At 62.0% G+C, this 26,077-nt stretch carries 18 protein-coding genes and 1 pseudogene; 11 read left to right on the top strand and 8 right to left on the bottom strand.

What is annotated here, in order from left to right:
* The 3 genes from VIM98_RS10510 to VIM98_RS10500 form a co-directional block, all read left to right on the top strand.
* Nucleotides 1-1,417: trehalase family glycosidase (locus VIM98_RS10510; protein ID WP_331993054.1), on the top strand; the 1,417-nt coding region annotated here is incomplete at its 5' end.
* 38 nt (nucleotides 1,418-1,455) lie between these two features.
* Nucleotides 1,456-2,478: an alpha/beta hydrolase gene (locus VIM98_RS10505; protein WP_331993053.1), complete on the top strand. Its 1,023-nt coding sequence runs from the start codon at nucleotides 1,456-1,458 to the stop codon at nucleotides 2,476-2,478.
* A gap of 77 nt (nucleotides 2,479-2,555) precedes the next feature.
* The gene (locus tag VIM98_RS10500; RefSeq protein ID WP_331993052.1) at nucleotides 2,556-3,968 is read left to right on the top strand and encodes a sigma-54 dependent transcriptional regulator; all 1,413 of its coding nucleotides are present in this window, start codon (nucleotides 2,556-2,558) and stop codon (nucleotides 3,966-3,968) included.
* 43 nt (nucleotides 3,969-4,011) lie between these two features.
* Here the strand turns inward: VIM98_RS10500 and VIM98_RS10495 are convergent, their stop codons facing one another.
* The 3 genes from VIM98_RS10495 to VIM98_RS10485 all read right to left on the bottom strand — a co-directional run bounded on the left by VIM98_RS10495 (nucleotide 4,012) and on the right by VIM98_RS10485 (nucleotide 7,903).
* Nucleotides 4,012-5,553 (bottom strand): response regulator, encoded by a 1,542-nt coding sequence (locus VIM98_RS10495; RefSeq protein ID WP_331993051.1) that lies wholly within the window; start codon nucleotides 5,551-5,553, stop codon nucleotides 4,012-4,014.
* Between the two features lie 74 nt (nucleotides 5,554-5,627).
* Nucleotides 5,628-6,071, bottom strand: coding sequence for a response regulator (locus VIM98_RS10490; RefSeq protein WP_331993050.1), 444 nt, complete (start codon nucleotides 6,069-6,071; stop codon nucleotides 5,628-5,630).
* The gene (locus VIM98_RS10485; RefSeq protein WP_331993049.1) at nucleotides 6,068-7,903 is read right to left on the bottom strand and encodes a sensor histidine kinase; all 1,836 of its coding nucleotides are present in this window, start codon (nucleotides 7,901-7,903) and stop codon (nucleotides 6,068-6,070) included. The genes VIM98_RS10490 and VIM98_RS10485 overlap by 4 nt, the downstream gene beginning before the upstream one ends.
* 302 nt (nucleotides 7,904-8,205) lie before the next feature.
* Here VIM98_RS10485 and VIM98_RS10480 point away from each other — a divergent pair, with 302 nt between their 5' ends.
* From VIM98_RS10480 to VIM98_RS10470, 3 genes are read left to right on the top strand one after another with little or no spacing between them, the layout of a single operon-like run.
* Complete coding sequence (locus tag VIM98_RS10480; protein WP_331993048.1) at nucleotides 8,206-8,787, top strand: hypothetical protein; 582 nt, start codon at nucleotides 8,206-8,208, stop codon at nucleotides 8,785-8,787.
* 12 nt (nucleotides 8,788-8,799) lie between these two features.
* Entirely contained in the window at nucleotides 8,800-10,203 is a 1,404-nt protein-coding gene (locus VIM98_RS10475; RefSeq protein ID WP_331993047.1) for a DUF2235 domain-containing protein, read from the top strand.
* 16 nt (nucleotides 10,204-10,219) lie between these two features.
* Entirely contained in the window at nucleotides 10,220-10,774 is a 555-nt protein-coding gene (locus VIM98_RS10470) for a hypothetical protein (RefSeq protein WP_331993046.1), read from the top strand.
* A 103-nt stretch (nucleotides 10,775-10,877) separates the two neighbouring features.
* On the opposite strand, the gene VIM98_RS10465 is transcribed toward VIM98_RS10470, so the two are convergent.
* Nucleotides 10,878-13,220, bottom strand: coding sequence for a GH92 family glycosyl hydrolase (locus VIM98_RS10465; protein ID WP_331993045.1), 2,343 nt, complete (start codon nucleotides 13,218-13,220; stop codon nucleotides 10,878-10,880).
* A 169-nt stretch (nucleotides 13,221-13,389) separates the two neighbouring features.
* On the opposite strand from VIM98_RS10465, the gene VIM98_RS10460 reads away from it, so the two are divergent.
* The 5 genes from VIM98_RS10460 (at nucleotide 13,390) to VIM98_RS10440 (ending at nucleotide 20,269) form a co-directional block, all read left to right on the top strand.
* Entirely contained in the window at nucleotides 13,390-14,442 is a 1,053-nt protein-coding gene (locus VIM98_RS10460; protein ID WP_331993044.1) for a LacI family DNA-binding transcriptional regulator, read from the top strand.
* A 108-nt stretch (nucleotides 14,443-14,550) separates the two neighbouring features.
* Nucleotides 14,551-15,792 carry an L-fucose:H+ symporter permease gene (gene fucP / locus VIM98_RS10455; RefSeq protein ID WP_331993055.1) on the top strand — a complete coding sequence of 414 codons (1,242 nt, stop codon included), beginning with the start codon at nucleotides 14,551-14,553 and terminating at the stop codon, nucleotides 15,790-15,792.
* A 9-nt stretch (nucleotides 15,793-15,801) separates the two neighbouring features.
* On the top strand, nucleotides 15,802-16,779 hold the full coding sequence (locus VIM98_RS10450) for a carbohydrate kinase (protein WP_331993043.1): 978 nt from the start codon (nucleotides 15,802-15,804) through the stop codon (nucleotides 16,777-16,779).
* Complete coding sequence (locus tag VIM98_RS10445) at nucleotides 16,776-18,008, top strand: AGE family epimerase/isomerase (protein ID WP_331993042.1); 1,233 nt, start codon at nucleotides 16,776-16,778, stop codon at nucleotides 18,006-18,008. Before VIM98_RS10450 ends, VIM98_RS10445 begins: the two co-directional genes overlap by 4 nt.
* Nucleotides 18,009-18,295: 287 nt before the next feature.
* Complete coding sequence (locus tag VIM98_RS10440) at nucleotides 18,296-20,269, top strand: M1 family metallopeptidase (protein ID WP_331993041.1); 1,974 nt, start codon at nucleotides 18,296-18,298, stop codon at nucleotides 20,267-20,269.
* A gap of 198 nt (nucleotides 20,270-20,467) precedes the next feature.
* On the opposite strand, the gene VIM98_RS10435 is transcribed toward VIM98_RS10440, so the two are convergent.
* The 4 genes and pseudogenes from VIM98_RS10435 to VIM98_RS10420 all read right to left on the bottom strand — a co-directional run.
* Entirely contained in the window at nucleotides 20,468-21,508 is a 1,041-nt protein-coding gene (locus tag VIM98_RS10435) for a diguanylate cyclase (protein WP_331993040.1), read from the bottom strand.
* A 446-nt stretch (nucleotides 21,509-21,954) separates the two neighbouring features.
* A complete protein-coding gene (locus tag VIM98_RS10430) occupies nucleotides 21,955-22,254 on the bottom strand; it encodes a hypothetical protein (protein WP_331993039.1) in 300 nt (99 codons plus the stop codon).
* A gap of 418 nt (nucleotides 22,255-22,672) precedes the next feature.
* On the bottom strand, nucleotides 22,673-25,771 hold the full coding sequence (locus tag VIM98_RS10425) for an error-prone DNA polymerase (protein ID WP_331993038.1): 3,099 nt from the start codon (nucleotides 25,769-25,771) through the stop codon (nucleotides 22,673-22,675).
* Nucleotides 25,768-26,077, bottom strand: a pseudogene (locus VIM98_RS10420) (DNA polymerase Y family protein); the annotation flags it as partial. The gene VIM98_RS10425 and the pseudogene VIM98_RS10420, both read right to left, overlap by 4 nt.

Genomic DNA, 26,077 nt, shown 5'->3' with positions numbered 1-26,077 from the left:
ATGCGGTATCGACGTACAGCCATTGCCCAGGAAGATCGAGCGGCTCGGGGACATCGACGCGACGAAGCTGCCCCGGCAGGGCCTGCTCTACCTGCCGCGGCCGTACGTAGTACCGGGCGGCTTTTTCAACGAGATGTATGGCTGGGACAGCTACTTCATCCAACTCGGGCTGATCGCCGACCGGCGCATGGATCTGGCCAAGGACATGGTCGACAACGCGCTGTACGAGGTGAAGCATTACGGTGGCGTGCTCAACGCAAATCGCACGTATTACCTCAGCCGCTCGCAACCTCCCTTTCTCACCGCCATGATGACCGCGGTGCTGAACGACTCGGCGAGCTTTCCCAATGCGCAAGCGCGGCACGACTGGCTGGCCGCGGCTTATCCTCTGGCAGTACGCAACTACGGCATCTGGACGCGCGACGAACACCGCGCCGGAGCAACGGGGTTGTCCCGCTACACGGATCTGGGCAGCGGCCCGGTCCTGGAAGCCAAGGATGCCGGGTTTTACCAGGGCGTGATCCGCTGGCTGCTCGCACACCCCAAGGAAGACCCCGGCTATCTCATCAAGGCTTCCGAACATCCGGACGACGCGGAAGCGACGCGCCTGCAGAGCGCCAGTTGCGATGTGCACGCGTCGAAGGTCTGCGCGGACGCCTGGGTCGACGGCTATCGCCTGACCGCCGACTACTTTCATGGCGATCGCGCGATGCGCGAATCGGGTTTCGACACCAATGCGCATTTTGGACCGTTCGGCGGCTCGACACACCACTATGCCGACGCCAGTCTCAACGCCCTGCTCTATCGTTATGAGTCCGATCTGCACGATTTTGCGCTGCAATTGGGCAAGGCCGGCGAAGCGGACCGCTGGGCGCAAGCGGCCCAGGCACGCAAGGCTGCGATGGATAAGTACCTGTGGGACGACAAGGCGGGCATGTACCGCGACTACGATTTCGTTGCCGGCAAACGCTCGCCCTATCCGTATGTGACCACGTACTTTCCGCTATGGGCCCGCATGTCGTCCAAAGCGCAGGCCGCACGTTTGCGTCAGGCGCTACCCACCTTCGAACGCAAAGGCGGCCTGAGCATGGACGATCGTCCGATGGGCGTGCAGTGGGGCGCACCTTTCGGCTGGGCACCGACTAACTGGATCGCCGTGAAAGGGCTGGACGATTACGGCTTCCATGACGACGCGCGGCGAATCGCCGGCAAGTTTGTCGCGACTGTCGACCAGGGCCTGGCCGACGACGGCACCATCCGGGAGAAATACAACATGGCACTGGGCAACGCCGAGGTGAAAGTGAGCGCGGGCTATAGCGAGAACGTGATCGGCTTTGGCTGGACCAACGGCGTGTACCTGAAACTGCACGAGTTGCTCGGCACCGTTGCCAAAACACCTGCGGAGACGACGCCATGATCGGACGCTCTCTTACCCGCCTTGCCATAGCATTCTGTTTGCTGTGCAGCGCAGCCCAGGCACAGGACAGCAAACCTGTCGTCAGCGCCGACGGCGACATCCGCTTCGGCCACACCGTATTGCCCTACTCGTCGGGAGCCTCGCCGCAGGCCCGCGCCTTCTTCCCAAAGATGCTCGCCGAAGGCGCCAAGGCACCGCCCATCGCCGACATCGCAAGCAGCCGGACCTTCTACGACCGCATGAACAGCGATCGCGCGCGCCGCATGATGGCGCTCTATCCGGTAAAGACGCATCGGGAGACGATCGCGGGCGTCGGTGCAGACGTGGTCGAGCCGGCGCAAGGCATATCGACGCGGAACCAGGGCCGTATATTGATCAACCTGCATGGCGGCGCTTTCCTTTGGGGCGCACACAGCGGAGCCCTGGTCGAAGCGATTCCGATCGCCAGCCTCGGCCGTATCAAGGTGATCGGCATCGATTACAGGCAAGGGCCCGAGCACGTCTTCCCTGCCGCCAGCGAAGACGTCGAAGCGGTGTACCGTGAACTCCTCAAGCAGTACAAGCCGGCAAACATCGGCATCTACGGCTGCTCGGCGGGCGGCGTACTGACCGGCGAAGCCGTGGCGCGCCTGATCGACCGCAAGCTGCCCGTGCCTGGCGCGATCGGCACGTTCTGCGGGTCGGTGGCGGAGATGGCCGGCGACTCGGTCTACGTCGCTCCGCTCCTCAACGGTTCGGCAGTCCCCGAGCACCCCCTGCGGCTGGGCGATCTACCCTATTTCAAGGGTGCCAGCGCCAGCGATCCGATGGTGTTCCCGAGCCAGTCGCCGAAGCTGCTGGCCCATTTCCCCCCCACCCTGCTGATCACCGGCACGCGAGACATGGCAATGAGCTCGGTGGTGCACAGCCAGGCCCTGCTGGACCGAGCCGGCGTCACGACCGAGCTTCACGTCTGGGAGGGCATGTGGCACTCCTTCTTCTCAGACCCGGAATTACCCGAGTCCAAAGAGGCTTATGAGACGATCGTGAGATTCTTTGATCGGCATCTCGGCCACGGCTAATCCGGGGGCGTCACCGGACTTTGCCCATATGAATGTCGGCGGGTATCCTAGCCCAGTCCATAAACTTCCTAGACCACATGAGCCAACAGACCGTTCTGGTCATCGATGACGAACGCGACATCCGCGAGCTGCTCACCATCACCTTAGGTCGCATGGACCTCAAGGTCGAGGCAGTGGGCACCGTCGGCGAAGCCCGTCGTGCGCTAGCAGAAGGCACCTACGACCTGTGCTTCACCGATATGCGGCTGCCCGACGGTACCGGCCACGAGATCATCGAGTTGATCTCGTTGCAGTACCCGGACACGCCCGTGGCGATGATCACCGCATACGGCAATGTCGACGCGGCCGTGAATGCACTCAAAGCGGGTGCATTCGATTTCGTTTCCAAGCCGGTCGATATTCAGATGCTGCGCCAGCTCGTACGCACGGCGCTGCGATTGGCTGAAGAGAAGCGTGCCGGCGGCGGCGCCAAGACCGGCGGTTCGGGCGAGCGGCTGATCGGCGACTCCCCCGCCATGCAACAGGTACGCTCGACCATCGGCAAGCTGGCTCGCAACCAGGCACCGGTCTACATTGCCGGCGAATCGGGCGTGGGTAAGGAACTGGTCGCCCGGTTGATCCATGAGCAAGGGCCGCGTGCGAGCGGGCCGTTCGTGCCGGTGAACTGCGGCGCAATACCGTCCGAGCTGATGGAAAGCGAGTTCTTCGGTCACCGCAAGGGTAGCTTCACTGGTGCCGTCAACGATAAGGAAGGCCTGTTCCAGGCCGCCCACGGCGGCACCCTCTTCCTGGACGAAGTGGCCGAGCTGCCCCTGCATATGCAGGTCAAATTACTGCGTGCAATCCAGGAAAAGGCCGTGCGCCCGATCGGCGGCCGCGACGAGGTGCCGGTCGACGTGCGCATTCTGTCGGCGACGCACAAGAATCTGGCCGGCCTGGTCGAACAAGGCCAATTCCGCCAGGATCTGTTCTACCGCATCAATGTGATCGAGCTTCGCGTCCCGCCGCTACGTGAGCGCCGCGGTGACGTGCCCCAGCTTTCGGCCTTCATCCTGCGCCAGCTCGCTGCCAAGAGCGGTGCCACGCCAGGCCGTCTGCTACCGGCGGCGCAGGCCGCATTGGACGGCTACGATTTTCCCGGTAACGTGCGCGAACTGGAGAACATCCTCGAGCGCGCCATGGCGATGTCCGACGGCGAAACCATCGACATCAGCGACCTGATGCTGCCGCAACGCAACGCTCGCGCCGACGGTGTGCCGCCTGCGGCGCAACAGCAGGCCTCCGCCAGCCAAACGGCTTCGGCACCTGCTGCCGCACCTGCGAATAACCCGGGTGACGGTGGCCTGGACGATTACATCAGCAACCTGGAACGCAGCGCGATCATCAAGGCGCTGGAGGAATCGCGGTACAACAAGACGGCCGCGGCGAAGAAGCTGGGCATTACTTTCCGGGCGTTGCGGTACAAGTTGAAGAAGCTTGGGATCGACTGATAGCGGAGGCTGGGAACCTGCCCCCGCGAATCGCCGTGGGATCTTAGGCCTGGTGCCCGGCCCGGATGGCTTCGCGTAGCACCCGCAACAGCCGTCGCGTCGAAATCGGCTTATCGACCAGGTACAGGTGCTCCAAGGTCGGTAATTCGCTCATGTCCAGTGGGCGATCCGGGCGAACCAGCAGGATCACCCCGCGGCGGTAGCCGTGCTCCATCAAGGCCGCCAGCGTGCGCACCCCGGTGAACAGATTCATGTCCGCGTCCATCACCACCAGGTCCGGCACGCCGTGCGCTTCGATCCATTGCAGCGCGGCGGTACCGCTCTGACTGGCGTGCGCCTGATATCCCCAGGCGTCGAGCGTATCGCTGAGCAGAGACAATTGGGCAGCCTCTTCGACCACAATCAGCACGCGTTCGGCCTCGCCCTGCATGCTGTGCTCGTCGTCCGCTTCGCTCTGTTCGGCCGCCAGCTCTTCGAGTGGGATATACAGGCTGAAAAACGTGCCTTTGCCCAACGCGCTCTGCACTCGCATCACCCCCCCGTGGCTGGCCACGATGCGCTTGCACGACAGCAGCCCCAGACCGGTGCCCGACTCCTTGGTGGTGAAGAACGGTTCGAAGAGCCGCGCGAGCGTTTCCGTATCCATGCCCACGCCGGTATCGGACACGGTGATACGCAGATAGGGACCGCTGCGCGGATCTTCGGCTTCCAGGAAAAATTCAGGCGGCAGCTCCACCTGGGCCGTTTCGATGCGCAACTGGCCGCCGTGAGGCATGGCCTGGATCGAATTCAGGCAGAGATTGAGCAGGCATTGCTGCAGCTCGGTGTGGTTCCCCTCGAAAGTCAGCTGTTCGTCGCCAGCGACCACGTCCAGCGATACCGTCTTGGGCACGCTGCCCTGCAACAGCAACCGCAAGGCATCGAGCAGCGCGCCGATGCGCACCTGTTCGGCACGGCGCGCACCGCGTGCAAACGACAGCATCGACTGGACCATATCCAGGCCGCGCCGGCCGCAATCGCGAACCAGCTTGCCCAGGCGGGCGAGGCGCGGGTCGTCCTGGTAATCCTGCAAGCTGTCGCCGGCCAGCAATAACGGTTGCAACAGATTGCGCAAGTCATGGCTCAAGCCGCCCGCCAGCATGGCCAAGCTCTCGAAGCGCTGCGCGCGGATCAGCTCGGCCTCGGCGCGGCGGCGTGCACGCTGCGCGTCGGCCTCGCGCAACGCGCGGCGGACCGCGCTGGCCAGGCGTGCCGGGTTCTGCTTGAGGATGTAATCGGTTGCGCCGTTGCGCAGCGCCTCGATGGCCGCTTCTTCGCCCAGCGTGGCCGAAATGAAGATAAAAGGCATGTCCTGGTCGCGCTCGCGCAGCAACTCCAGCGCACGCTGGCCAGAGAACCCGGGCATGCTCAGGTCCGACAGCACGATGTGCGGCTGAAACTGATCGAGGGCGTCAAGAAAACTGGGCTCGTCATCGACCAGCCGCACCTCGTACGCCACGCCGTCGGCATCGAGTTCGGACAAGACCAGCTCGGCATCGAGCTTGCTGTCTTCGATCTGCAAGATGCGGATACCGCGGTCAGGCATGAGAGGCACTCGACAGTTGATGGTGCAGGACGGCCCCCGGACGCTGCGGTCGGGCTCGTCTTCCTATCCTACGCTCAATCCTTGTCCGGACGCTGATTCAAGACCGCCCAGAACTGGCCCAACGTGCGCACCGCCTCAAAAAATTGGTCCACATCGACCGGCTTGATGACATACGCGTTGACGCCCAGGTCCCAACTGCGCGCCACATCGCTCTCCTCGCGCGACGAGGACAATATGACAACCGGAACCTGCCTGAGCCTTTCGTCAGAGCGCATCTGGGTCAAGACATCCAGCCCGCTCAGGCGCGGCATCTTGATATCCAGCAGCACGACGGCGGGCTCAACGGGCTCGCGTCCGGCAAACGTGCCGCGTCCATACAGGAAATCCAGGCAATCGACGCCGTCTTCAAGATGCACGATCGGGTTGATCAGCTTGGCGTCTTTGAGTGCGTCCATCGCCAGTTCGGCGTCGGCGAGGCTGTCCTCGACCAGGAGAATGGGGCGGATATAGCGTGTCATTGGCGTGCCTGCGTAAACGACTCGGCCAATTCGGAGGCCGGCAGGGTGAAATGGAAACGCGCGCCCTCGCCGGGCGTGCCCTCGGCCCAGACCCGCCCACCGTGGCGAGCGACGATCCGGCGCACATTGGCCAGGCCGATACCGTTGCCTGGGAACTCCGAAGAGCGGTGCAGCCGCTGAAAGACGCCGAACAGCTTGCCGGCGTACTGCATATCGAAACCCGCGCCGTTATCGGCGACCACGAACTCATAGTCCCCGTTACGTTGGCGCTCTACGCCGATATCGATGCGCGCGACCTGGCATTGGGCCGTGTATTTGATAGCGTTGCTGATCAGATTCTGCCAGACCGTGCGCAGCATGTTCTCGTCGCCGATGACGATCGGCAGCGGAGCGATATTCCACACGATCCGCCGACCGCCGATGCCCACATCGCTCTCAGCCAACGCACGCGCATCTTCCACCTGAGATTGCATATCCACCGGCTGCAGGCGCAAGGCGCCACGACCCAACCGTGAAAACACCAGGAGGTCGTCGATCAGCTGACCCATGCGATGCGCCGCATCCGTGATGACCTGCAGATAGTGCCGGGTGGCATCGTCCGCATCGTCGCCCAGATGCCGGCCCAGTTTGCCGGCAAATCCGGCGATATGCCGCAGCGGCGCGCGCAAATCGTGCGAGACCGAGTAACTGAAAGCCTCCAGCTCGCGATTGACGTCCGAGACTTGCTGCACCTTGCCCTCAAGCTGGCGATTGAGCTCCTTGACCTCGCGCTCGGCCAGCGCACGCGTGGTCATGTCGCTTACCGTCAGCAGCAACACCAGATCGTCGCTTTCCTCTTGCTCCAGCCGCCGGGCATTGATCACTACATGCCTGTCGATGCCGCCTGCGGTGCGTTGAGTCAGTTCGTAATCCCACAGCTCGCGATCCAGCGAAAGCACGTCGCGCAACCGTTGCAACAGCGAGACATCGTTCCACGCACCCTCGCCGATATCGGCCAGATGCTGCGACGAGGCGGCGGCCGGAACGCCATAGAGCTCCCGGAAGGCCGCATTGATCAGCAAGGTGCTCAGGTTTGCATCCAGCAGGGCGATCGGCTCGCGCACAGCTTGCACGATCAGCTGCGAACGCATCACCGCCTGGCTTTCGCGCCGCTCGGCATGCAGGCGGCGCGCAATTTGTCGCTCGGACACGATCACGACGATGCACAGCAGCAACACTTGGGCCAGGGCCGTGATCGCCAGCACCACGCTGCTGCTGAACGACTGGCGCTCGGCATTGGCCAGGCGACCGGCCAGGATGGTGTCCTCGTTGCGCACGATATCGTCGATCAGGCTATCGAGCTTGAACAATTCGCCGGCATCGCGCACGGCCGCATTGGCTCCCGCCGTATCGCCTCGCACATAGCGCAGACGGGCCTGCTGCATCAGCGCCAGCCGTCCGTTGACGACGGTGGAAAGCGAGCCGATCAGCGTCTGCTGGTCCGGATTGTCGCGTGTCATGTCGCGCAAGCGGGTCAGCAGTTGCGGCCCTTCGTCCTCCAGCTGCAAAGTGCGCTTGCGCACGATGGCGTCGGTATCTCCATCGAGCAGACGATAGACCGCCGCCTCGCTGTTGCGCGTGACATAGGCGATACGGAAAGTTATCGACTTGATCTCTTGCGAATGCGTCACCAGCTCCGCCGCATCGATCGCTTCGCGCGAAGCGCTGCGGGTCACCAGGTAGGGCAGCGCCACGATGACCAGCACCGCAAACAGCAGTCCGCCCAGCCGCCACCTCAGGCTGATGGCCTTTCTTACCCGGTGGGGAATCTTGCGCAGATAGGAACGGGGCATGCCCCCCATGGTTGCAGAAAGTGGGAGGCGAGACCACTCCTGAAGCCTTTTGGGGGTGCAAGGAGACCGGGGGCGATCTGATTCTGCGACGGGAAGATGGGCTGGAGTTCGATCCGGATCCCGCCCGCTCCTGAAGCGCATCGGAGCCCCACCATAGCAAGGCGGTGGAAGACATGGACGAGGGACGCCAGGGTTCCCCCATGCCCTGCTGTGCCAGGGTTCACACCTTTCGACTCAACGTAGCGAGCACGACGCGCTACCATCGGCCAGGAAGTGAAGCAGGGTGCACAAAGGACCAAGCCATGCACGGACTTCGTTCGGTAATCGCCGCGACCTTGACCTATCTGCTAACAGGATGCCTGGCCATGACGCATGCACAATCGCCCCAAAAACCTTATGTCTCCGCCGCATGGCCCCTGACATTCAAAAAGCACGATTTCGGCGCGCATTGCTACAACACCTTGCGCTGTGAAGTTATTTACGACAACTTCAATTTCACCCGGGATCTTGCCGAGCGACCTTCCGGCCCGCCCTCCTCGCCGGACTACCGCGAGCGTTGGAAGAACGCCGCCTATCTGGGCGTTCGCAACTTCCCTTCCCCCGCCGAAGTGAAGTGGACATCGCTCGATGGGAGCGAGCACTCGGAAGAGATCGATATCGCCGCCATCTTCAAAGACGAACACATCCTGCACCGCGTTGCCCAGGACAACATTCCCGAGGGCTGGGGTCACGAGGTGCGACCGAACATCTTTATCGAGGTCAACGATCGCACCGTAAGCGTCCTGATGCGCGCTCATGTCGCGACCAAGGATTTGCAAATCCCGGGAAATCAGTACAGCAATTTCCGCAACGACACCCTCCTTGCCTGGAGCAAGACGTACTGACGGAGCGCAAGGATGAGCGAAGACAAGCACAAGCCAGGCAAAGACGGCCTGCTCGAAGATAGCGTTTCGTACTATTCCGCCAGCCCGGAGCAGCTTCGAAGCTATGCCCATGCCGCCGACGCTTTGTCGGATTTCCACGCCCCGGTGTTCGTTCGTAGCGACAACCCGCATGACCGGCTGTTTGTCGCCGCCTTCGACGGCACCGGTAACGACAAGAACAAAGATCCCAACCATGCCACCAATGTCGCGGGCATCAGCGACCAGGTAGAAAGGCTCGACGATGCGCGGATCCAGGTCGGCTATGTGGCAGGCCCCGGCACCCAGGACAACCTCCTTTCCCGCGCCTGGGATGGCATGACGGGAGGGACGTACGACGAACGCCTGGAAGAGATGTACGACAAGCTCGTCACGCAAGCAAAGGAATGGAAAGCTCAGGATCCCGAGGCGCAAATCCGGCTTGCGAACATAGGTTTCAGTCGTGGTGCGGAGCAGGCGGCGGGGTTTGCGCGCCTCGTGCACGAGAGAGGAATCATCGACCCGGACAGCGTAAAGCTGACGATCGACGATCGCGGGCGTAAGCAAGCGCAGCCGACCGGCTACCTTGTCCCTCCCGGCCGGGTCGCCCAAGCCGAAGCCCTTTTCGACCCCGTCAATACGGGCCGCCCCGAAGCACGCGATCGGCGTCCGCCGCCTTCGGTCATCTCCGGCTTCCAGATCACCGCCGAAGACGAACGTCGAAACAAATTCAAATCCGATCGGATTATCGATCCGGGCATGAGCGCCGACGGACGATTCCTGGGAGTCGCTGTCGCCGGCGCCCACTCCGACATCGGCGGCAGCTATCACCGCGATGGATTGGCGATTCGCAGCGACAACCTGATGGTCGACTACCTCAATGCGCTCAGCGACAAGCCGTTCCTGAGAAAAAGCGCGGAACCGGACGACCCGCGACTGAACGTGGTTCATCGTTCGGAAGAGGGGCTTCTTATCTATCGCCTCGATCGCAAGGTGGACCGCGACACTCCCCATGGCTACAACGCATTGCTGGTGCCACGTCGCGAGGCGGGAAGCGTCGCCGATCCCTACGGTGCCGAGCCGCGCGACGAAACACTGAACCGTCAGTTCGAACGCCATCCGGTGCTTATCGGCGAAAAGACACAACCTCGGCCCGATCGCCAGTCCTCAGCACAACCGGCCGCCCCGAACCCGAGTGCCCATGACATGTTCGAGGCACTTTATACCGCGGCCGCCAACAAAAACGACGATGCATCGCGACAGGTGGCCCAGACCTATGCGCAGTCGCAACAGGGACAGGCGCTGCTCGCCCAGGGAAAGGAAGCCAACCGGCAGGCCGAGCCACCCCAGCAGACTGCACAGACGCAGCCGCCGCCGCAGGGCCCGGTGTTGCGGCCATGAGCACAAGGGGACATCCATGACGACCGACGACATCAAGGACATGGCCGTAAAACTGGCTGTGCTGATCGACAGCTTCGAAACACGCGGCGACGCCATCGTGCGGCAGAACACGCTGGCAGCCGCCGCGATGGCCGAAGCCGCACAGGATGCTTCACGCGTTGCAGGACACGTGTCGACGCAGGCGGTCGAAACGCTCCGGCAAACGGCATCGACTGCACTGGAGCACGGATTGCGCGAACCGCTGTCGCAAACCGAACGTCAGCTCCAAGCGAGCATGTCCCGTCTGCGGGAGGCGACTGTCGAGCTCGAAAAGCAGGTTCGCACGGCGGGCAAGTTACAGAAAGCGACGGCGTGGAAAGTCTTTGCCGCTTGCGCGATCGCCTCGCTCGGCGTAATCGGTGTCGCAGCCTATGCGGCCATGCACGCGCGCACCGAAATGGCGCGTGCCGAGTGGACCGGCGGCATCAACGCCGCGGTTGCCAGCGGCAACCTGGCGCCGTGTGCAGATGGCGGTATTTGCGCGCGCGTGGATGGAAAGCGCTGGGTCAGGCTCGATCGGACTGAGAACTGACATCTCTTTAGCTAAGGAGCGAGCGGAGAGGAGTGAGAGAAAGCCAGTCACCGATAGCTCTTCTCGCTCCCTACTTCCCTCACTCCTTACCAGCGAAACCCGCTCAGTGTGCGTACGGGCTCATCCCTGCGGGCCGCGCAGCGACAGCCTTGCCCCAATCCTTGTTCGGCTCGGCCTGCATGGTGAAATGCAGCTCGCCGCCGCCGGCGATCTCGGCATGGCGCAGATAGACCCGATCCAGCGGCTTGCCGTTCAAGGTCACCGAGCCGACATACGGATGCGCGTCGTCCAGCGGCGCCGCCGTGACGACAAACTGCTTGCCGTTGGGCAGATGCACCGTTGCCTTGGTCACGAACGGACGACCGATCGCATATTGGTCGCTGGCCGGGGTGACCGGATAGAAGCCCAGCGCGGTAAACACGTACCACGCCGACATCTGTCCCAGGTCGTCATTGCCGGCCAAACCATCCGGGCGCGGCGCGTACTGGCTGTCCATGATCTGCTTGAGGCGGGCCTGGGTCTTCCACGCGGCGCCCGCATAGTCATAGAGATATGCCAGGTGATGGCTCGGTTCGTTGCCGTGCGCGTACCAGCCGATCAAGCCGGTGATGTCCTCGACATTCTTGAAGTGGGAGGGATCGACCTTGGCATCGAAGACGCTGTCGAGCTTCGTCACGAATGAGGTATCGCCGCCCATGGCACCGATCAGGCCGGCAACGTCCTGCGGCACGTACCAGGAATACTGCCAGGCATTGCCCTCGGTGTAATCGCTGCCATAGCCGGCCACATCCGGATCGAACGGCTCGCGGAACTGCCCGTCGGTCTTGCGCGCACGCATGAAGCCGGTCTTGGCGTCATAAGCGTTGCGCCAGTTGCCCGCGCGCTTGGTGAATTGAGCCGCTATGTCGCCCTGTCCCATCGCTTTGGCCATCTGTGCGATGGACCAGTCGTCATAGGCGTATTCGAGCGTCTTGGAAGCGCCTTCGGGCTCCTTGTCGATCGGCACGTACCCAAGCTTCATATAGTCCGCCAAGTCGCCATAGGGCTTGTAGGTCGCACTGGCAACCATCGCATCGAGTGCGCGCTTGGCATCGAAACCGCGTACGCCCTTGATGTAAGCATCGGCGATCACCGGCACCGCGTGGTAACCGATCATGCACCAGGTCTCCAGCCCCTGGAACGCCCAGACTGGCAGGATGCCGAACGGGCTGGCTTCGCGCGACGCAATCAGCGACTGCACGAACTGCGAGCTCATCTTCGGCTTCAGCAACGCCATCAGCGGCTGCTGCGCGCGGTACACGTCCCACAGCGACCAGGTCGAGTAGAACTCGAAGCCGTCAGCCTTGTGTACGCCATGATCGGGACCGCGGAACTCGCCATTGACGTCGGAACTCAACGTCGGCGAAAGCAGCGCATGGTACAGCGAGGTATAGAAACTGGTGCGCATCGACGCCGGCGCATCCACATCGATGCTGGCGAGCGCCTGGTTCCAGGCCGCCGTCGCTTCGGTGCGACGCTGGTCGAAATTCCAGCCGTTGCCTTCGCTGCGCAGGTTGGCGAGCGCGTTATCCTCGCTCACCGAGGAAATGGCGACCTTCGCCTCCAGCGGCTTGCTCAGAGGCCCGAAGTCGAACACTGCCTCCAACGCGCGGCCATTCTGCGCATCGTGGTCTTCCGGCTGATGGCCCGGCCCTTTGAAACCCTTGTACGGGGCGTCGGTCTCGCGGTCATACAGCGTGCGCGAGGTCATCGGCGCGGAAAACTGCATGGCGAAGCACAACTGGCGGCCAGGAGCCCAGCCATTGGTCTGGCGGCAACCGGTCACCGTGCCGTCCGGACGCACGCGCACCGACGACCACAGCACCTTGCCCTGGTAGTCATAGATACTCGGGCGAAGGTCGAGCAGGACATGCGCCGGCTTACCTGCCGGATAGGTATAACGATGCCAACCGACACGGCGACCGGCGGTCAGCTCGGCGCGGACGTCGTAATCGGCCAGGGTCACGGCGTAATAGCCAGCCTGGACGACCTCGGTATCGTGCGAGAAGCGAGAGCGATAGCCGCTGCCCGGCTTGGCCGGGTCGCCGGCATCCAAGCGCACCTCGCCGGCAATCGGCATCATCAGCACGTCACCCAGGTCGGAATGGCCGGAACCGGAGAAATGGGTATGCGAAAAGCCCATGATGGTGGGGTCGCCGTACTGGTAGCCCGCGGCCCACTTATAAGCGTGCCTGAAGTCCGGCATCGCCGTATCCGGCGAAAGCTGGATCATGCCGAAGGGCAAGGTCGCCCCGGGGAAGGTATGGCCGTCGCCGCCCGTACCGATACGGGGGTCGACCTCGGCGGCATGCCCACTGGGGGTCGATGGCGCCGCGTAGGCAGGAAAAGCCAGGGCTGCGGCCAGCAAAGCCGGCAGCAGGCGAAGCGAAGCAGGCACAGCAATCATGTATTCCCCTAAAGCCCGATGTTTTGGCCGACGGCTCGGCCGGTGGCGATTTGGATCGTTCCAAAACGACAGTATCATGGCTTGGCCGGCAGGCGCATGTTGCGCTGCGCGATGTACTGTTGGCGCGGGTTTAGCTACATTTGGATCGTTCCAATGCAGATGATTGACGATGGAAAGCCTACCGCCTGCTCGTCGTAAGGTCACTCTGACGGATATCGCCGCCGGTTGCGGCGTGTCGCGAGCGACTGTTTCGCTAGTTTTAAGGGGAAGCCCGTTAGTTAACAAGCATACCCGTGCTCGCGTGGAGGAAGAACTGCGCCGGCAAGGTTACATCTATAACCGGGCAGCCGCGAACCTGCGCCGGCGTACGTCGTCGAGTATCGCCTTGGTCATCAACGAATTGGGCAACCCGTTTTTTGCCGAATTTGCCGCAGGCGTCGACGAGACATTAGGTGCCGCCGGTTTTGTCACGCTGCTGGGCAGCACCAGTGAATCGACCGATCGCGAACAAGCGGTGCTTGGCTCGCTGATCGAGCACGGCCCCGGCGGCATCATTCTCTCGCCTGCCGAAGGCAGCGAAGCCAGTCGCGTACTGTCCACCGTCGGCCCGCAAATGCCCGTGCTGTTATTCAACCGCGAATTGGGTGGCAGCCTGCCCGAGTACGCGCACTGGGATCGCCTGATGCTGGACAACCAGCGCGGGGCACGCGTTGCCACCGAACATCTGATCGCCCAGGGCCATCGACACATCGCGTTCTTCGGCGGGCATAACGATTCGAGCTCTTGTAGCCAGCGCTACGCCGGCTATCTGCAAGCCATGCAGGCAGCCGACTTGCCGATCGCCGAGCATTGGCGCGTGCAGACCGCGCCCACGCGCGTGGACGCCGCGCATCGTTGCAACGAGCTGTTCCGTGCCGATCCGGCTCCGACGGCAGCAGTCTGCTACAACGATGCGGTCGCCCTCGGCTTGATGCTGGGACTGGCGCAGCGCGGCCTGCAGGCGGGCCATGACTTCGCCGTCACGGGCTTCGACGATATCGCCGAAGCGGCATTCAGCATGCCGCCGCTGACCACCCTGGCGACTAATCCGCGCGCACGCGGTCGCCAGGCGGCGCAACTGCTGCTTGCACGACTGCGCAATCCGCAGGCCGATGCCAGCACTACCACCGCTCCGGTGCAATTGGTCGTACGCGAAAGCAGCGGCCCGCTCCGCTCTCCATAAAAATCGCAAGGATCACGCATGGCTCCCACAGCCCCAATAACGCCCCAAATCAAGGACACCACCGGCGGCAGCGCGCGTTACACCGACTTTCCGCTCGCGCTGAGCGTGATGACTACGATCTTTTTCATGTGGGGCTTCCTGACCTGCCTCAATGACATTTTGATTCCGCACTTGAAGGCGGTGTTCGAGCTGAACTACTTCAAGGCGATGCTGATCCAGTTCACCTTCTTCGGCGCGTATTTTCTGATGGCGTTGCCGGCAGGTTGGCTGGTGGCCAAGCTGGGGTACAAGAAAGGCATTATCGCGGGGCTGATCGTCGCCGGTGTCGGCGCTTCCATTTTCTGGCCCGCTGCCGGCATGCGACTGTATCCGTTCTTTCTGGGTGCACTGTTCGTGCTCGCTACCGGCATCACCATCCTGCAAGTGGCCGCGAATCCGTATGTAGCGCTGCTGGGGCCGGAAAGGACCAGTTCCAGCCGCCTTACACTGGCACAGGCACTGAATTCGCTGGGCACCACCCTCGCTCCACTGCTGGGCAGCGTGTTGATCCTTTCCAAAGAGGTCAAGTCGAGTGCGGATATCGCTCAACTTTCGGCGGCCGACCAGTTGGCCTACCGCACGCAGGAAGCCAGCGCCGTGCAGGGGCCGTACATCGGCCTGGCCGTCGTGCTGGTGCTGCTGGCAGTCTTTGTCCATCTATTCAATCTGCCCAAGCTGAAGGAAACCACCGCCGAGGCGGATACGGGCCATCACACGTTGCTGGATGCGCTCAAGATTCCACACGTCATGTTCGGTGTCGTGGCCATCTTCTGCTACGTCGGTGCCGAAGTATCCATCGGCAGCTTTCTGGTCAACTACATCTCGCTGCCCGACATCGGCCATATGACCGAACAGCAGGCGGCGCACTATGTCTCGCTCTACTGGGGCGGAGCCATGGTTGGTCGCTTCCTGGGCTCGGCCCTGCTGGCGATGATGTCGCCACGCAAGCTGCTGGCCATCTTCGCCGTCATCAACATGTTGCTTTTGGCGATCACCATGAGCACCAGCGGCGACGTCGCCATGTGGTCGATCGTGGCCATCGGATTGTTCAACTCGATCATGTTCCCGACCATCTTCGCCCTGGGTATCGAACACCTTGGGCCGCTGACCGGCAAGGCATCGAGCCTGCTAATCATGGCGATCGTCGGTGGCGCGCTCCTTCCTCCGCTGCAGGGTTTGTTTGCCGACCATATCGGCGTGCAGCATGCTTTCTTCATTCCGTTGATCTGCTACGCGTACATTCTTTTCTACGGTGCCCGCGGTTCGAAGATCATCGTCGACAAAATCCCCACCGCGGCCGCGACCCGCTGAGATTCCTAGATGCCAGGCAACATCCTTTGTTTCGGTGAAGCACTGATCGATTTCCATAGCGAAGGCCGCGATTCGAGAGGTTTTCCACGCAGTTTCGTACCCTTTGCGGGCGGCGCGCCGGCGAACGTCGCCGTTGCGGTTGCGCGGCTAGGCGGTAAAGGCGCCTTCGCCGGCATGCTCGGCAAGGATCTGTTCGGCGACTTTCTGCTCGACAGCCTCCAGCAGGCCGGCGTCGATTGCAGTGGCGTGGCGCGCACGGACGAAGCGCATACCGCGCTGGCCTTCGTCGCACTGGATGCCCATGGCGAACGCAGCTTCAGCTTCTACCGCCCGCCATCCGCCGACCTGCTGTTCCGACCCGAGCATTTCCGCGAAGACGATTTCCGCGAAGCGGCGGTGTTCCACGTCTGCTCCAACAGCATGACCGATCCCGCGCTGGCCGAAGCGACGCGTGCGGGTATGCGTCGCGCACGCGAAACCGGCTCCCTCGTCAGCTTCGATCTGAATTTGCGCCCAGCCCTGTGGCCCGAAGGCGTCGATGCGCGCCCGGAAGTCTGGCAGGCCTTGCACCTGGCCGACCTGGTCAAGCTCAGCGCCGAAGAACTGGACTATCTGGCCGTCGATGGCGAGGAAGCCGTGCTGGAGAAGCTCTGGCAAGGCAAGGCGCGTCTGTTGATCGTTACCGACGGTGCCAATGGTTTGCGCTGGTTCCATCCCGATGCCGAGGGCGAAATGCCGGTATTTTCGGTACCGGCCGTGGATACCACGGCTGCCGGCGATGCTTTTGTCGGCGGCCTGCTGCATCGTCTTTCCGAACTTGAGGGCGACGGCCACCGCCTGGATGATCTCATCCGCGAGTTGCCGCGCCTGCATGCCACGCTGCGCTTCGCCGCGGCCTGCGGCGCCCTCACCGTCACGCGCCAAGGCTCGTTCTCGGCGATGCCGAACGAGGCTGAAGTCGTTCAATTCATGGATAACCGCGCATGAGCACCACCCCCGACTTCCGCGCCGAGTCGTTTTTGCTCGATCACATCAAGCATACGATGGCGTTTTACCATCCGCGCTGCATCGATCCGAACGGCGGCTTTTTCCACTATTTCAAAGATGACGGCACGATCTACGATCGCAGTCATCGTCACTTGGTGAGCAGCACACGTTTCGTCTTCAACTACGCGATGGCCTCGATCGAATTCGGCAATCCCGAGTATCTGGAAGCGACCCATCACGGCCTGAAGTATCTGCGCGACGTGCACCGTCAACCCAACGGTGGCTACGCCTGGACGATCCGCGACGGTAAGCCAGAAGACCTCACCTATCATTGCTACGGCGTGGCGTTCGTGCTGTTGGCCTACTCCACCGCGCTGAAGGCAGGCATCAAGGACGTCCTTCCGTGGATGGACGAGACGTGGCAGTTGCTGGAGACTTACTACTGGGATGCCGACGCCGGCCTGTACCGCGACGAGTCGGACAGCCAGTGGCATTTCAGCGGCTACCGCGGCCAGAACGCCAATATGCATATGTGCGAGGCCATGCTTGCCGCCTACCAGGCCAGCGACGACCCGCGCTACCTGGATCGCGCATTACTGCTCGCTCACAACATGACCGAGCGCCAGGCCGCCAAGACTATCGACAAACCCGGTACCAACGGCGGCGGACTGGTGTGGGAGCACTATGACGTGCATTGGAATGTCGACTGGAAATACAACCTCGACAATCCCAAGCATCTGTTCCGTCCGTGGGGTTTCCAGCCCGGTCACCAGACCGAATGGTCCAAGCTGCTGCTGATCCTCGAACCGCTGCTGCTGGAACGCAATCGCGAGGAGAACTGGCTGGTGCCCAAGGCGCGCCACTTGTTCGACACCGCGCTGGAGCATGCCTGGGACGAAACCAACGGCGGCATCGTCTATGGCTTCGATCCGGACGGCAAGGTCTGCGACGGCGATAAGTACTTCTGGGTACAGGCCGAGTCGTTGGCGGCTGCGGCACTGCTGCATGCGCGCACCGGCGATGCGCGCTACGACAACTGGTACGAGCGTCTCTGGGCCTATAGCTGGGAGCACTTCGTCGACCACACCTATGGTGCCTGGTATCGCATCCTGACCCAGGACAACAAGAAGTACGACGACGAGAAGAGCCCCGCGGGCAAGGTGGATTACCACACCATGGGCGCCTGCTATGAAGTGCTGGCGCTGATCCGGGCTGGCGGCAAGCCGTAAGCGACATGCCCCTCCCCTGTTTGCAGGGGAGGGTTGGGAACGGGTAAGTATCAGCCTCAACGCTTCAGGTTTGCGCAGACAATGAGGTGGCTCATCGCAACCTCTCCTCTGCAAGCAAGGGGAGGAGCATCGGGCAAACCGCAGCTTCATACGAAAGCTCCCCTTGCACTTCGACGCCGTGACGCACTGGCACCACCGTCCTTGTCGGCGTAACTTAGTCCTTCGGATGCAACCGACCCGCATCGTTACGGCAGGGAAGCGACCCAAGTCTCCCCACAGGGCATCGCATGAAGAAAATCACGACGCTTTCCGGCGCCATCGCGGCCGTCTTTTTGTTTTCGGCCGCAAACGCCGCGGCAACCGACACGCCACGGTTCGACCCGCACGAAACTTTCGCACCGTTCGCCTATCCGCAAGCTGTCAATGCTTATCGCTCCGGCAGCGGCAAGCCCGGACCGTTGTTCTGGCAGAACAGCGCCGACTACAAGATCGATGCCACACTCGATCCGTCGACGCGCAGCCTCACTGGCGACGAGGTCATCGCCTATACCAACCACAGTCCCGATGCGCTCGACGTACTCTGGCTGCACATCGAACAGAATCGCTATCGCAAGGATGCGCGCGGCGCATTCACTTCGGACAAGTTTCCCAACGAATTTACCGACGGCTATCGCATTGCCGCGGTCGAAGTCGAAGACGCGCGCGGCCATCGCCAGCCGGTCACGTGGACCGTCTCCGACACGCGCATGCAGATCCAGCTGCCCGAGCCGCTGAAAGCCGCCGGCGGCAGCGTGAAGGTACATATCCGCTATAGCTTCACCGTCCCCGGCGAATTCGGCGGGCGCATGGACTATAACCCCACCAAGAATGGGGATATCTACGAAATCGCCCAGTGGTATCCGCGCGTGTGCGTCTACGACGACCTGCGCGGATGGGACACCGCACCGTATCTCAATAGCGAGTTCTATCTCGAGTACGGTAACTTCGAGTATGCGGTCACTGTGCCGTGGGACATGATCGTGGTGGGTTCGGGCGAACTGCTCAATCCGCAAGATGTTCTGACCGCCACGGAGCAGAAGCGCCTGGAGCAGGCGCGGCACAGCGATGCGACGGTGATGATTCGCAGTCCGCAGGAAGTAACCGATCCGAGCAGCCGTCCCAAGCAAAGCGGCACGTTGACCTGGCGCTTCCGCATGAACCATACGCGCGACGTCGCGTTCGGCGCATCCAAAGCTTTCGTGTGGGACGCGGCGCGCATCAATCTGCCGGAAGGCAAGACGGCACTGGCGATGTCCGCCTACCCGGTGGAAAGCGCGGGCAACGACCGTTGGGGCCGCGCCACCGAGTACCTGAAGAGTTCGACCGAGTACTTCTCCAAGCAGTGGTACCCCTACCCATACCCGGTCGCGATCAATGAAGCAGGCACCGCTGGCGGCATGGAGTATCCGGGTATTACCTTCGATGCGAAGGTGGTGAAGGATAAAGTGCTGCACATGATCATCGCGCACGAGATCGGGCACACCTGGTTTCCGATGATCGTCGGTACCGACGAGCGCCGTAACGCGTGGATGGATGAAGGCTTCAACACCTTCATCGACGTCTACGAAGACGACGTGTTCAACCACGGCGAATTCGCACCCAAGCGCGACAGCGAATATGCGCCGGGCGGTGGCAATCCGGCCGATGAAATGGCCCAGGTCATGAAGGACGAGAATGCGCCGGTGCTGTTGATCGGCGCGGACATGGTGCCGGAGAAGTACCGCCATCCGATGACGTACTTCAAGTCGGCGTTCGGTCTGGTGCTATTGCGTGAACAGATTATCGGACCGGAACGCTTCGACCCGGCTTTCCGCCGCTACATCCAGACCTGGGCCTATAAGCACCCCAGTCCGACGGATTTCTTCCGCTTCATGGAAAGCGAAACGGGCGAAGATCTGGGCTGGTTCTGGCGCGGCTGGTACCAGCACAACTGGCAGTTCGACATGGCGATACAGAAGATCGCGCCTACCGACGGCAACTGGAGCCACGGCGCCGATGTGACTTTGGCCAATCTTGACCGCCTTACGCTGCCCAACACATTGGAAGTGCGCTACGACGATGGCAGCAAGAGCGACATACGTATCCCGGTGGAAACCTGGCAGCAGCATCGCAGCTTCACCTTGCATGTCGAAGGCACCCACAAAGTGGTCTCAGCCACGCTGGACCCTGCGCACAAATTGCCGGAAGCCAATCGTGCAAACGATACGTTGGATGTGAAGTAGATCGGGCTTTAGATGGAGCCTCGTCTCGCATGCAACTTCACATGCACTTGGCCCCTCCCCCTGCTTGCAGGGGGAGGATCAGAGAGGGTGAACACTTGCGGGAAGCCAGTCATACGCTCTTCGCCGACCCCTGAAAGGTCGAGGCCGTCCCTGTAAGACAAGAGAGATATAAGCCCTCGTTCGGTTCTCAGGCACCTATTACGCTTCGGCAAATCGGTGCTCATGATCGTACGCCATGACCCGATTGCGACCCTGGCTTTTGGCCAGATAGAGCGCCCTGTCGGCAGCATCGACCCAAGCTTCGGCGCTCGGCATCCAGTCTTCCAGCATCGCAACGCCGACGCTCACCGAGCATGTGATGCCGCCAGAACGTATCGTCGACATTCGCAGACGTATACGCTCGGCGATATGCGAAGCGATCTCTGCATTCGCGCCGGGCAGCAGCACCACGAACTCGTCGCCGGCAAAGCGCGCTGCCGTATCGATGGCACGCACGGATTGCCGCAACAGCTTGGCAAATTGACGCAAGACTTCGTCGCCAGCGGCATGACCGCCGAGATCGTTGATGCTCTTGAATCGGTCGATATCCAACATCAGCATCACCGAGCTGTGCCCACGCGAGCGAGCCAGCTTCAGCTCGTCATAAGCCAACTCGTTCCAGTGCGCTCGACTGGCCAATCCGGTCAGCATGTCGGTACGGCCGATCTCGCGCAGAATAGCGTTCTGCTGAACCACGCGCCGGGCCAAGCTATGCGCCGCCAGGCTGATCGCGCTCGGATAGATCAACAGGAACGGCAGGCAAGCGAGGATCACTGTGCTCGATGTGTGCGTGCTCACTTGGAAACCGTTGAGCGCGGCGACCAGAACGCATGCGACAATTTGCCCCGGCAAAGCGCGCAGCAGCAAACGCCAGCCGCCGACATTCAACTTGTCCGCCGCCAGCAGGCTGACCAACAGAACGCTGGGCAGCAGATTGAACTGCATGAGCGCCACCCACACGCCCCCCATGGCCGAATCCACGCCCAGGTTGATGTACTCGGCGAACTTCGGTCGGCGATGACTCATCGCCAGCGCAAAGGCGACATGCGGCCAGACGAAAGCATTCAGTATCGCCAGCAGCCATGGCAGCAGACCGGTGTGGTTCTCGTGAAACACAGCAGCCACGCACACGAAACCCGCGCTCACGCCCCAGGCCCGCAAGCGGCGAACGCGTCGTACAAATCGAATGTCATCGGTCATGGCCACACCTCACCCATCTTGCTCAAGATCAGGTAAAGCAAGACGTATGCCGCAGCGAGAAACGGCTTGGCATCGCGCTTTTTGACCGCCGCCAAGAGGCTGAACCCGTACCGGTGCCGCTGTGCGTCGCAAGCTGCCCGCTCACGCCCGACCTTCACAAAGGTGAACCGTGAACTGTACGCAAGGCTCACTATGGACGCTCGAGTCCCGGCGATACCGATCTGCGGGAGATATCTGCTGCTAAGATCGCGCCGCCAGCCGCAAGCCGAGCGGGCGTCAACAAGGGCCTTGGATAGTCAGGGGTGATGATCTTAAGGCTCGGCTTCGGCCGAACTTGTTGGCGCCCTCAAAGCAAAAATGGCCCGGGCTTACGCCCGGGCCAGCCGCAACGTCCATTGTTGCTAGTGATGGGACAGGGGCATCCCATCGGTGTGACCTGCAGGGGGTCAGGTCACACATCTCCCGATCAGGCGTGCTCTCAGCGGAGGGAGAGGGGCATCCTGCCCCGCAGGCCTGATGGAAGCCAATTGCCGAGCCAACTTGGCCTCGGCGAATGCTTGGCGCTCTCCGAGGACGACCTTCACCCGCGCATGGCTGGATCGGGCTTCGCACTCGGCGAAATACGTGGCCAGAGCCACAGCGTCGAACATATCCCCACGGCGAGCGATTTGATCGTTCTGGCGCATGATCATCCAATCGCCCTGCGCATCGCGTGCTACGCAATATTCGATCTGATGGTTCGCCATACCTGCATCGCCTGTAGGTGTCCTCCGATGGACATATCCTCGCTTTGGAAGAGGTGCAGGGATATAGAATTAGTATGAAAAATGACCCCTTCAGTTACCAAAATCGCTCAGGCCCTTCCTTCGATCTTGTTCCGGGCCCCGGCGATCCGCCTCCCACATCGCCACGGCCTTCACGCAATCGTCACCGCAGCGACAGCCGGTCGTATTCACCGCGACGATCTGCACCTCGTAGCTCACGATCGCGAAAATGGAGCATGAATCCAGGGGCGCGGCGAATGTTTAACCGAGGAAGAAGATCCATATGCGAAAAGACAGAGATACGCGGGAAACAGCGAGAAAACAGGTAGGGGGCTTGCGAAGCGAGCCGGCTTTTATTCGCCTCACTTCTCTTCATTCACTTCTGCAGATCGTCATCGTGCTAATGAAAATCCCGCGAGCTCACCACCAGTTCCCCCAGCATCGACGATAGATCTATCAATCGATGCGCAATCACATGGCGCACCCCGCTCTCCGTCTCCAGCCGTCCTTCGACCGCCATCAATCGCGATTCCAGCAACACACGCCGTTGCCGCTCGGCCAAGTCGTGCCAAACGACGATATTGGTCGTGCCATGCTCGTCTTCCAGCGTCATGAAAATCACGCCGCTGGCCGTGCCCGGCTTCTGACGCAATGTCACCAGCCCAGCCGTACGTACCAGCCGTCCATGCGGCAGTTCGCGCAGATCGTCCGAACCGCGATACCGCTGTGCACGTAATTGCGCACGCAGCAAGCGGACCGGATGCGGCCCCAGAGTGGTTCCCGTCATGGCGTAGTCGGCGCGCATGTTTTCCGCAACGCTGGGCAACGGCAGCTGTATCTCTTCCTGTTCGGCAACATCGCCGAACAGCGGCCGCTGCGGCTCGATGCCGGCCACGGCCCAACGCGCACGATGACGATGGCCGACCAGTGCACGCAGCGCGCCGGCATCGGCCAGCAAGGCACTCTGGCGACTGTCCAGTTGCGCACGACGGCAGAGATCGGCCACATCGGCAAATGCCGCCTGCTTGCGCGCATCGGCGATGGCCTTGGCCGTGACTTCCCGAAAGCCGGTGACCAGACGCAATCCCATCCGCACTGCCGGCTGCCTGTCGCAATCGTCGGCATCCTCCAGCGTGCAATCCCAATAGCTATAACGCACATCCACCGGAAGCACGCGTATGTTGTGTCGCCGCGCATCCTGCAACAACTGATCGGGCGAATAGAATCCCATCGGTGCCGAGTTGATCAGGCCGCAGGTAAACGCTGCCGGCTCATGGCATTTCAGCCAGCTGCTGACATAGGCGAGCAAAGCGAAGCTGGCAGCATGCGATTCGGGAAACCCGTAATCGCCAAAACCTTGTATCTGCCGAAACAGGCGTTCGGCAAACTCCGGCTCATAGCCGCGCTTCGACATACCGCCGATCAAGCGTTCGCGGTGTCGCTCGATATGCCCGTTGCGCCGCCACGCAGCCATCGAACGCCGCAACTCATCGGCTTCGCCTTCCGAGTACCCCGCCGCGACCACGGCAATCTTCATGACCTGCTCCTGGAATAGCGGCACGCCCAGAGTGCGTTCGAGCACACCTTTAAGCGCTTCGGAAGGATATTCGATCGGCTCGAGTCCCTGGCGACGACGCAAGTACGGATGCACCATATCTCCCTGGATCGGACCGGGCCGCACGATAGCCACTTCCACCACCAGATCGTAGAACTTCCGCGGCCGCAAGCGCGGCAGCATCGCCATCTGCGCACGCGACTCGATCTGGAAGACACCGATAGTGTCGGCTTCGCAGATCATGTCGTAGGTCTTCTCACAATCGCGCTTCTCGTCCAGGACGCGTGCCAGTGTCCAATCGCCACGTCTGGCATCGCTGAGCATATGGAAGGTCTTGCGGATCGCAGTAAGCATACCCAAGGCCAGGCAATCGACTTTCAGCAGGCCCAACGCTTCCAGATCGTCCTTGTCCCACTGGATCACCGTGCGATCGTTCATGGCGGCGTTCTCCGTCGGCACCATCGTGTACAACGGATGCTGCGAGATGACGAAGCCGCCGGGATGCTGCGAGAGATGTCGCGGAAAACCGATCAACTGCTCGGTCAGCTCAATCGTATGGCGCAATAACGGCGTATCCGGATCGAAGCCATGTTCGCGCAGCTTGCGGTCGACCGGCGTATCGACGGCCCAACGATCCATCAGACCGGCCAGCTCGCCGGCCAGATCCTGCGACACGCCCATCGCCCGTGCGACATCGCGAATCGCGCTACGGCCACGATACTGGATCGCCACAGTGGCGAGCGCGGCGCGCTCTCGTCCGTATTTGTCGAAGACGTATTGCAATACCTCTTCGCGCCGCTCGTGCTCGAAATCCACATCGATATCCGGCGGCTCGTTACGTTCCATGGAAAGAAAGCGACCGAACAGCAGCTGGGTCTCGTCCGGGTTGACCGAGGTGATCCCCAAGGCGTAGCACACCGCGGAATTGGCAGCCGAGCCTCGCCCCTGGCAAAGAATTTCCTTGGAACGCGCAAACCAGACAACATCGTGCACGGTAAGAAAGAACGATTCGTACTTGAGTTGCGCGATCAGCTCCAGCTCTTTTTCGACGGTCTGGCGTACTTTGTCCGATGCGCCCTGCGGCCAACGCCAACGCATCCCCTCTTCCGTCAGATGTCGCAGCCAGCTCGTCGGCGTATGTCCCGCTGGCACCAGCTCGGCCGGATAGATATAGCCAATCTCCTCCTTGCACAACACAAACGTGCAGCAGTCGGCAATCCGCACGCTTTCGGCCAATAGCTCGGCCGGATAGATCGCCGCCAGCGCCTTGCGCGTACGCAGGTGCCGCTCGCCATTGGAAAACAGCCGATAACCCGCTTCGGCCAGCGTGGTCTTGTGGCGAATGGCCGTCATGACATCCTGCAATTTGCGGCGAGCGCGCACATGCATGTGTACGTCGCCGGCAGCAACCAGAGGCAAGCCAAGGCGCTGCCCTAGCGCACACAGATATGTCAGCCGCGCAGCATCGTCCGGCCCGCGATGCAGTTCCACGGCAATCCATGCGCGGCTCGGAAACAACGCCCTCACCCATGCACCTTCCGCCTCATCTTCGTCTTCGCGTGCAGCCCAGAGGGCGAGCAAGCCGTCCGTGTCGGTAATGTCTTCGCGCAGCAGGCGGTATTGTCCTTTCTTCGCTCGCCGGCGCGCCGCGGTCAACATGCGGCACAGCGCGACATAACCCTGTTTGTTCTGCACCAGCAGTACCAGCTTCGGGCCGTCCTCGATGCTGACTTCACTGCCGACAATCAGCTTGATACCCGTCTTGTCCGCCGCCTGCTTGGCACGCACGATGCCGGCAAGCGAACCTTCATCGGTAATGGCCAGCGCCTTGTAGCCGAGCATGGCGGCACGTTCGAACAATTCGATCGCCACCGAAGCGCCACGCTGAAAGCTGAAGGCCGACAGGCAGTGCAGCTCGGCGTAATCGGGCAGCTCCATGCTCATGCGAACCAGCCGTGCAACATGAAATCGCCCTGCTCGCCCGGTGGCCGGAACGCCCACGCACGCTGCCCCTGGCTGGTCTGGACGATGTAGTAATCGCGGCGCACGTCGCCGTCCCACCAACCGCTCTCGATGCGCTCGGGGCCGGCCAGGATACGCACATGCGTATCGCGCAAGGGAATCGGCTGGCGCAATAGCCAGCCTGGACGCGGTAAGCGCGCGGGCACCACGCTGGCTGCATCGGTTTGCCAGGCACGCTCGGGACGATGATCGGCATGCACGGCCAGGCCATGCACGGCTTCGTCACCC

The sequence above is a fragment of the Dyella sp. genome (assembly GCF_036568765.1).
Taxonomy (GTDB): Bacteria; Pseudomonadota; Gammaproteobacteria; order Xanthomonadales; family Rhodanobacteraceae; genus GSA-30.
The sequence above is the reverse complement of the archived record's forward strand: the minus strand, read 5'-3'. Positions and strand labels throughout refer to the sequence as shown.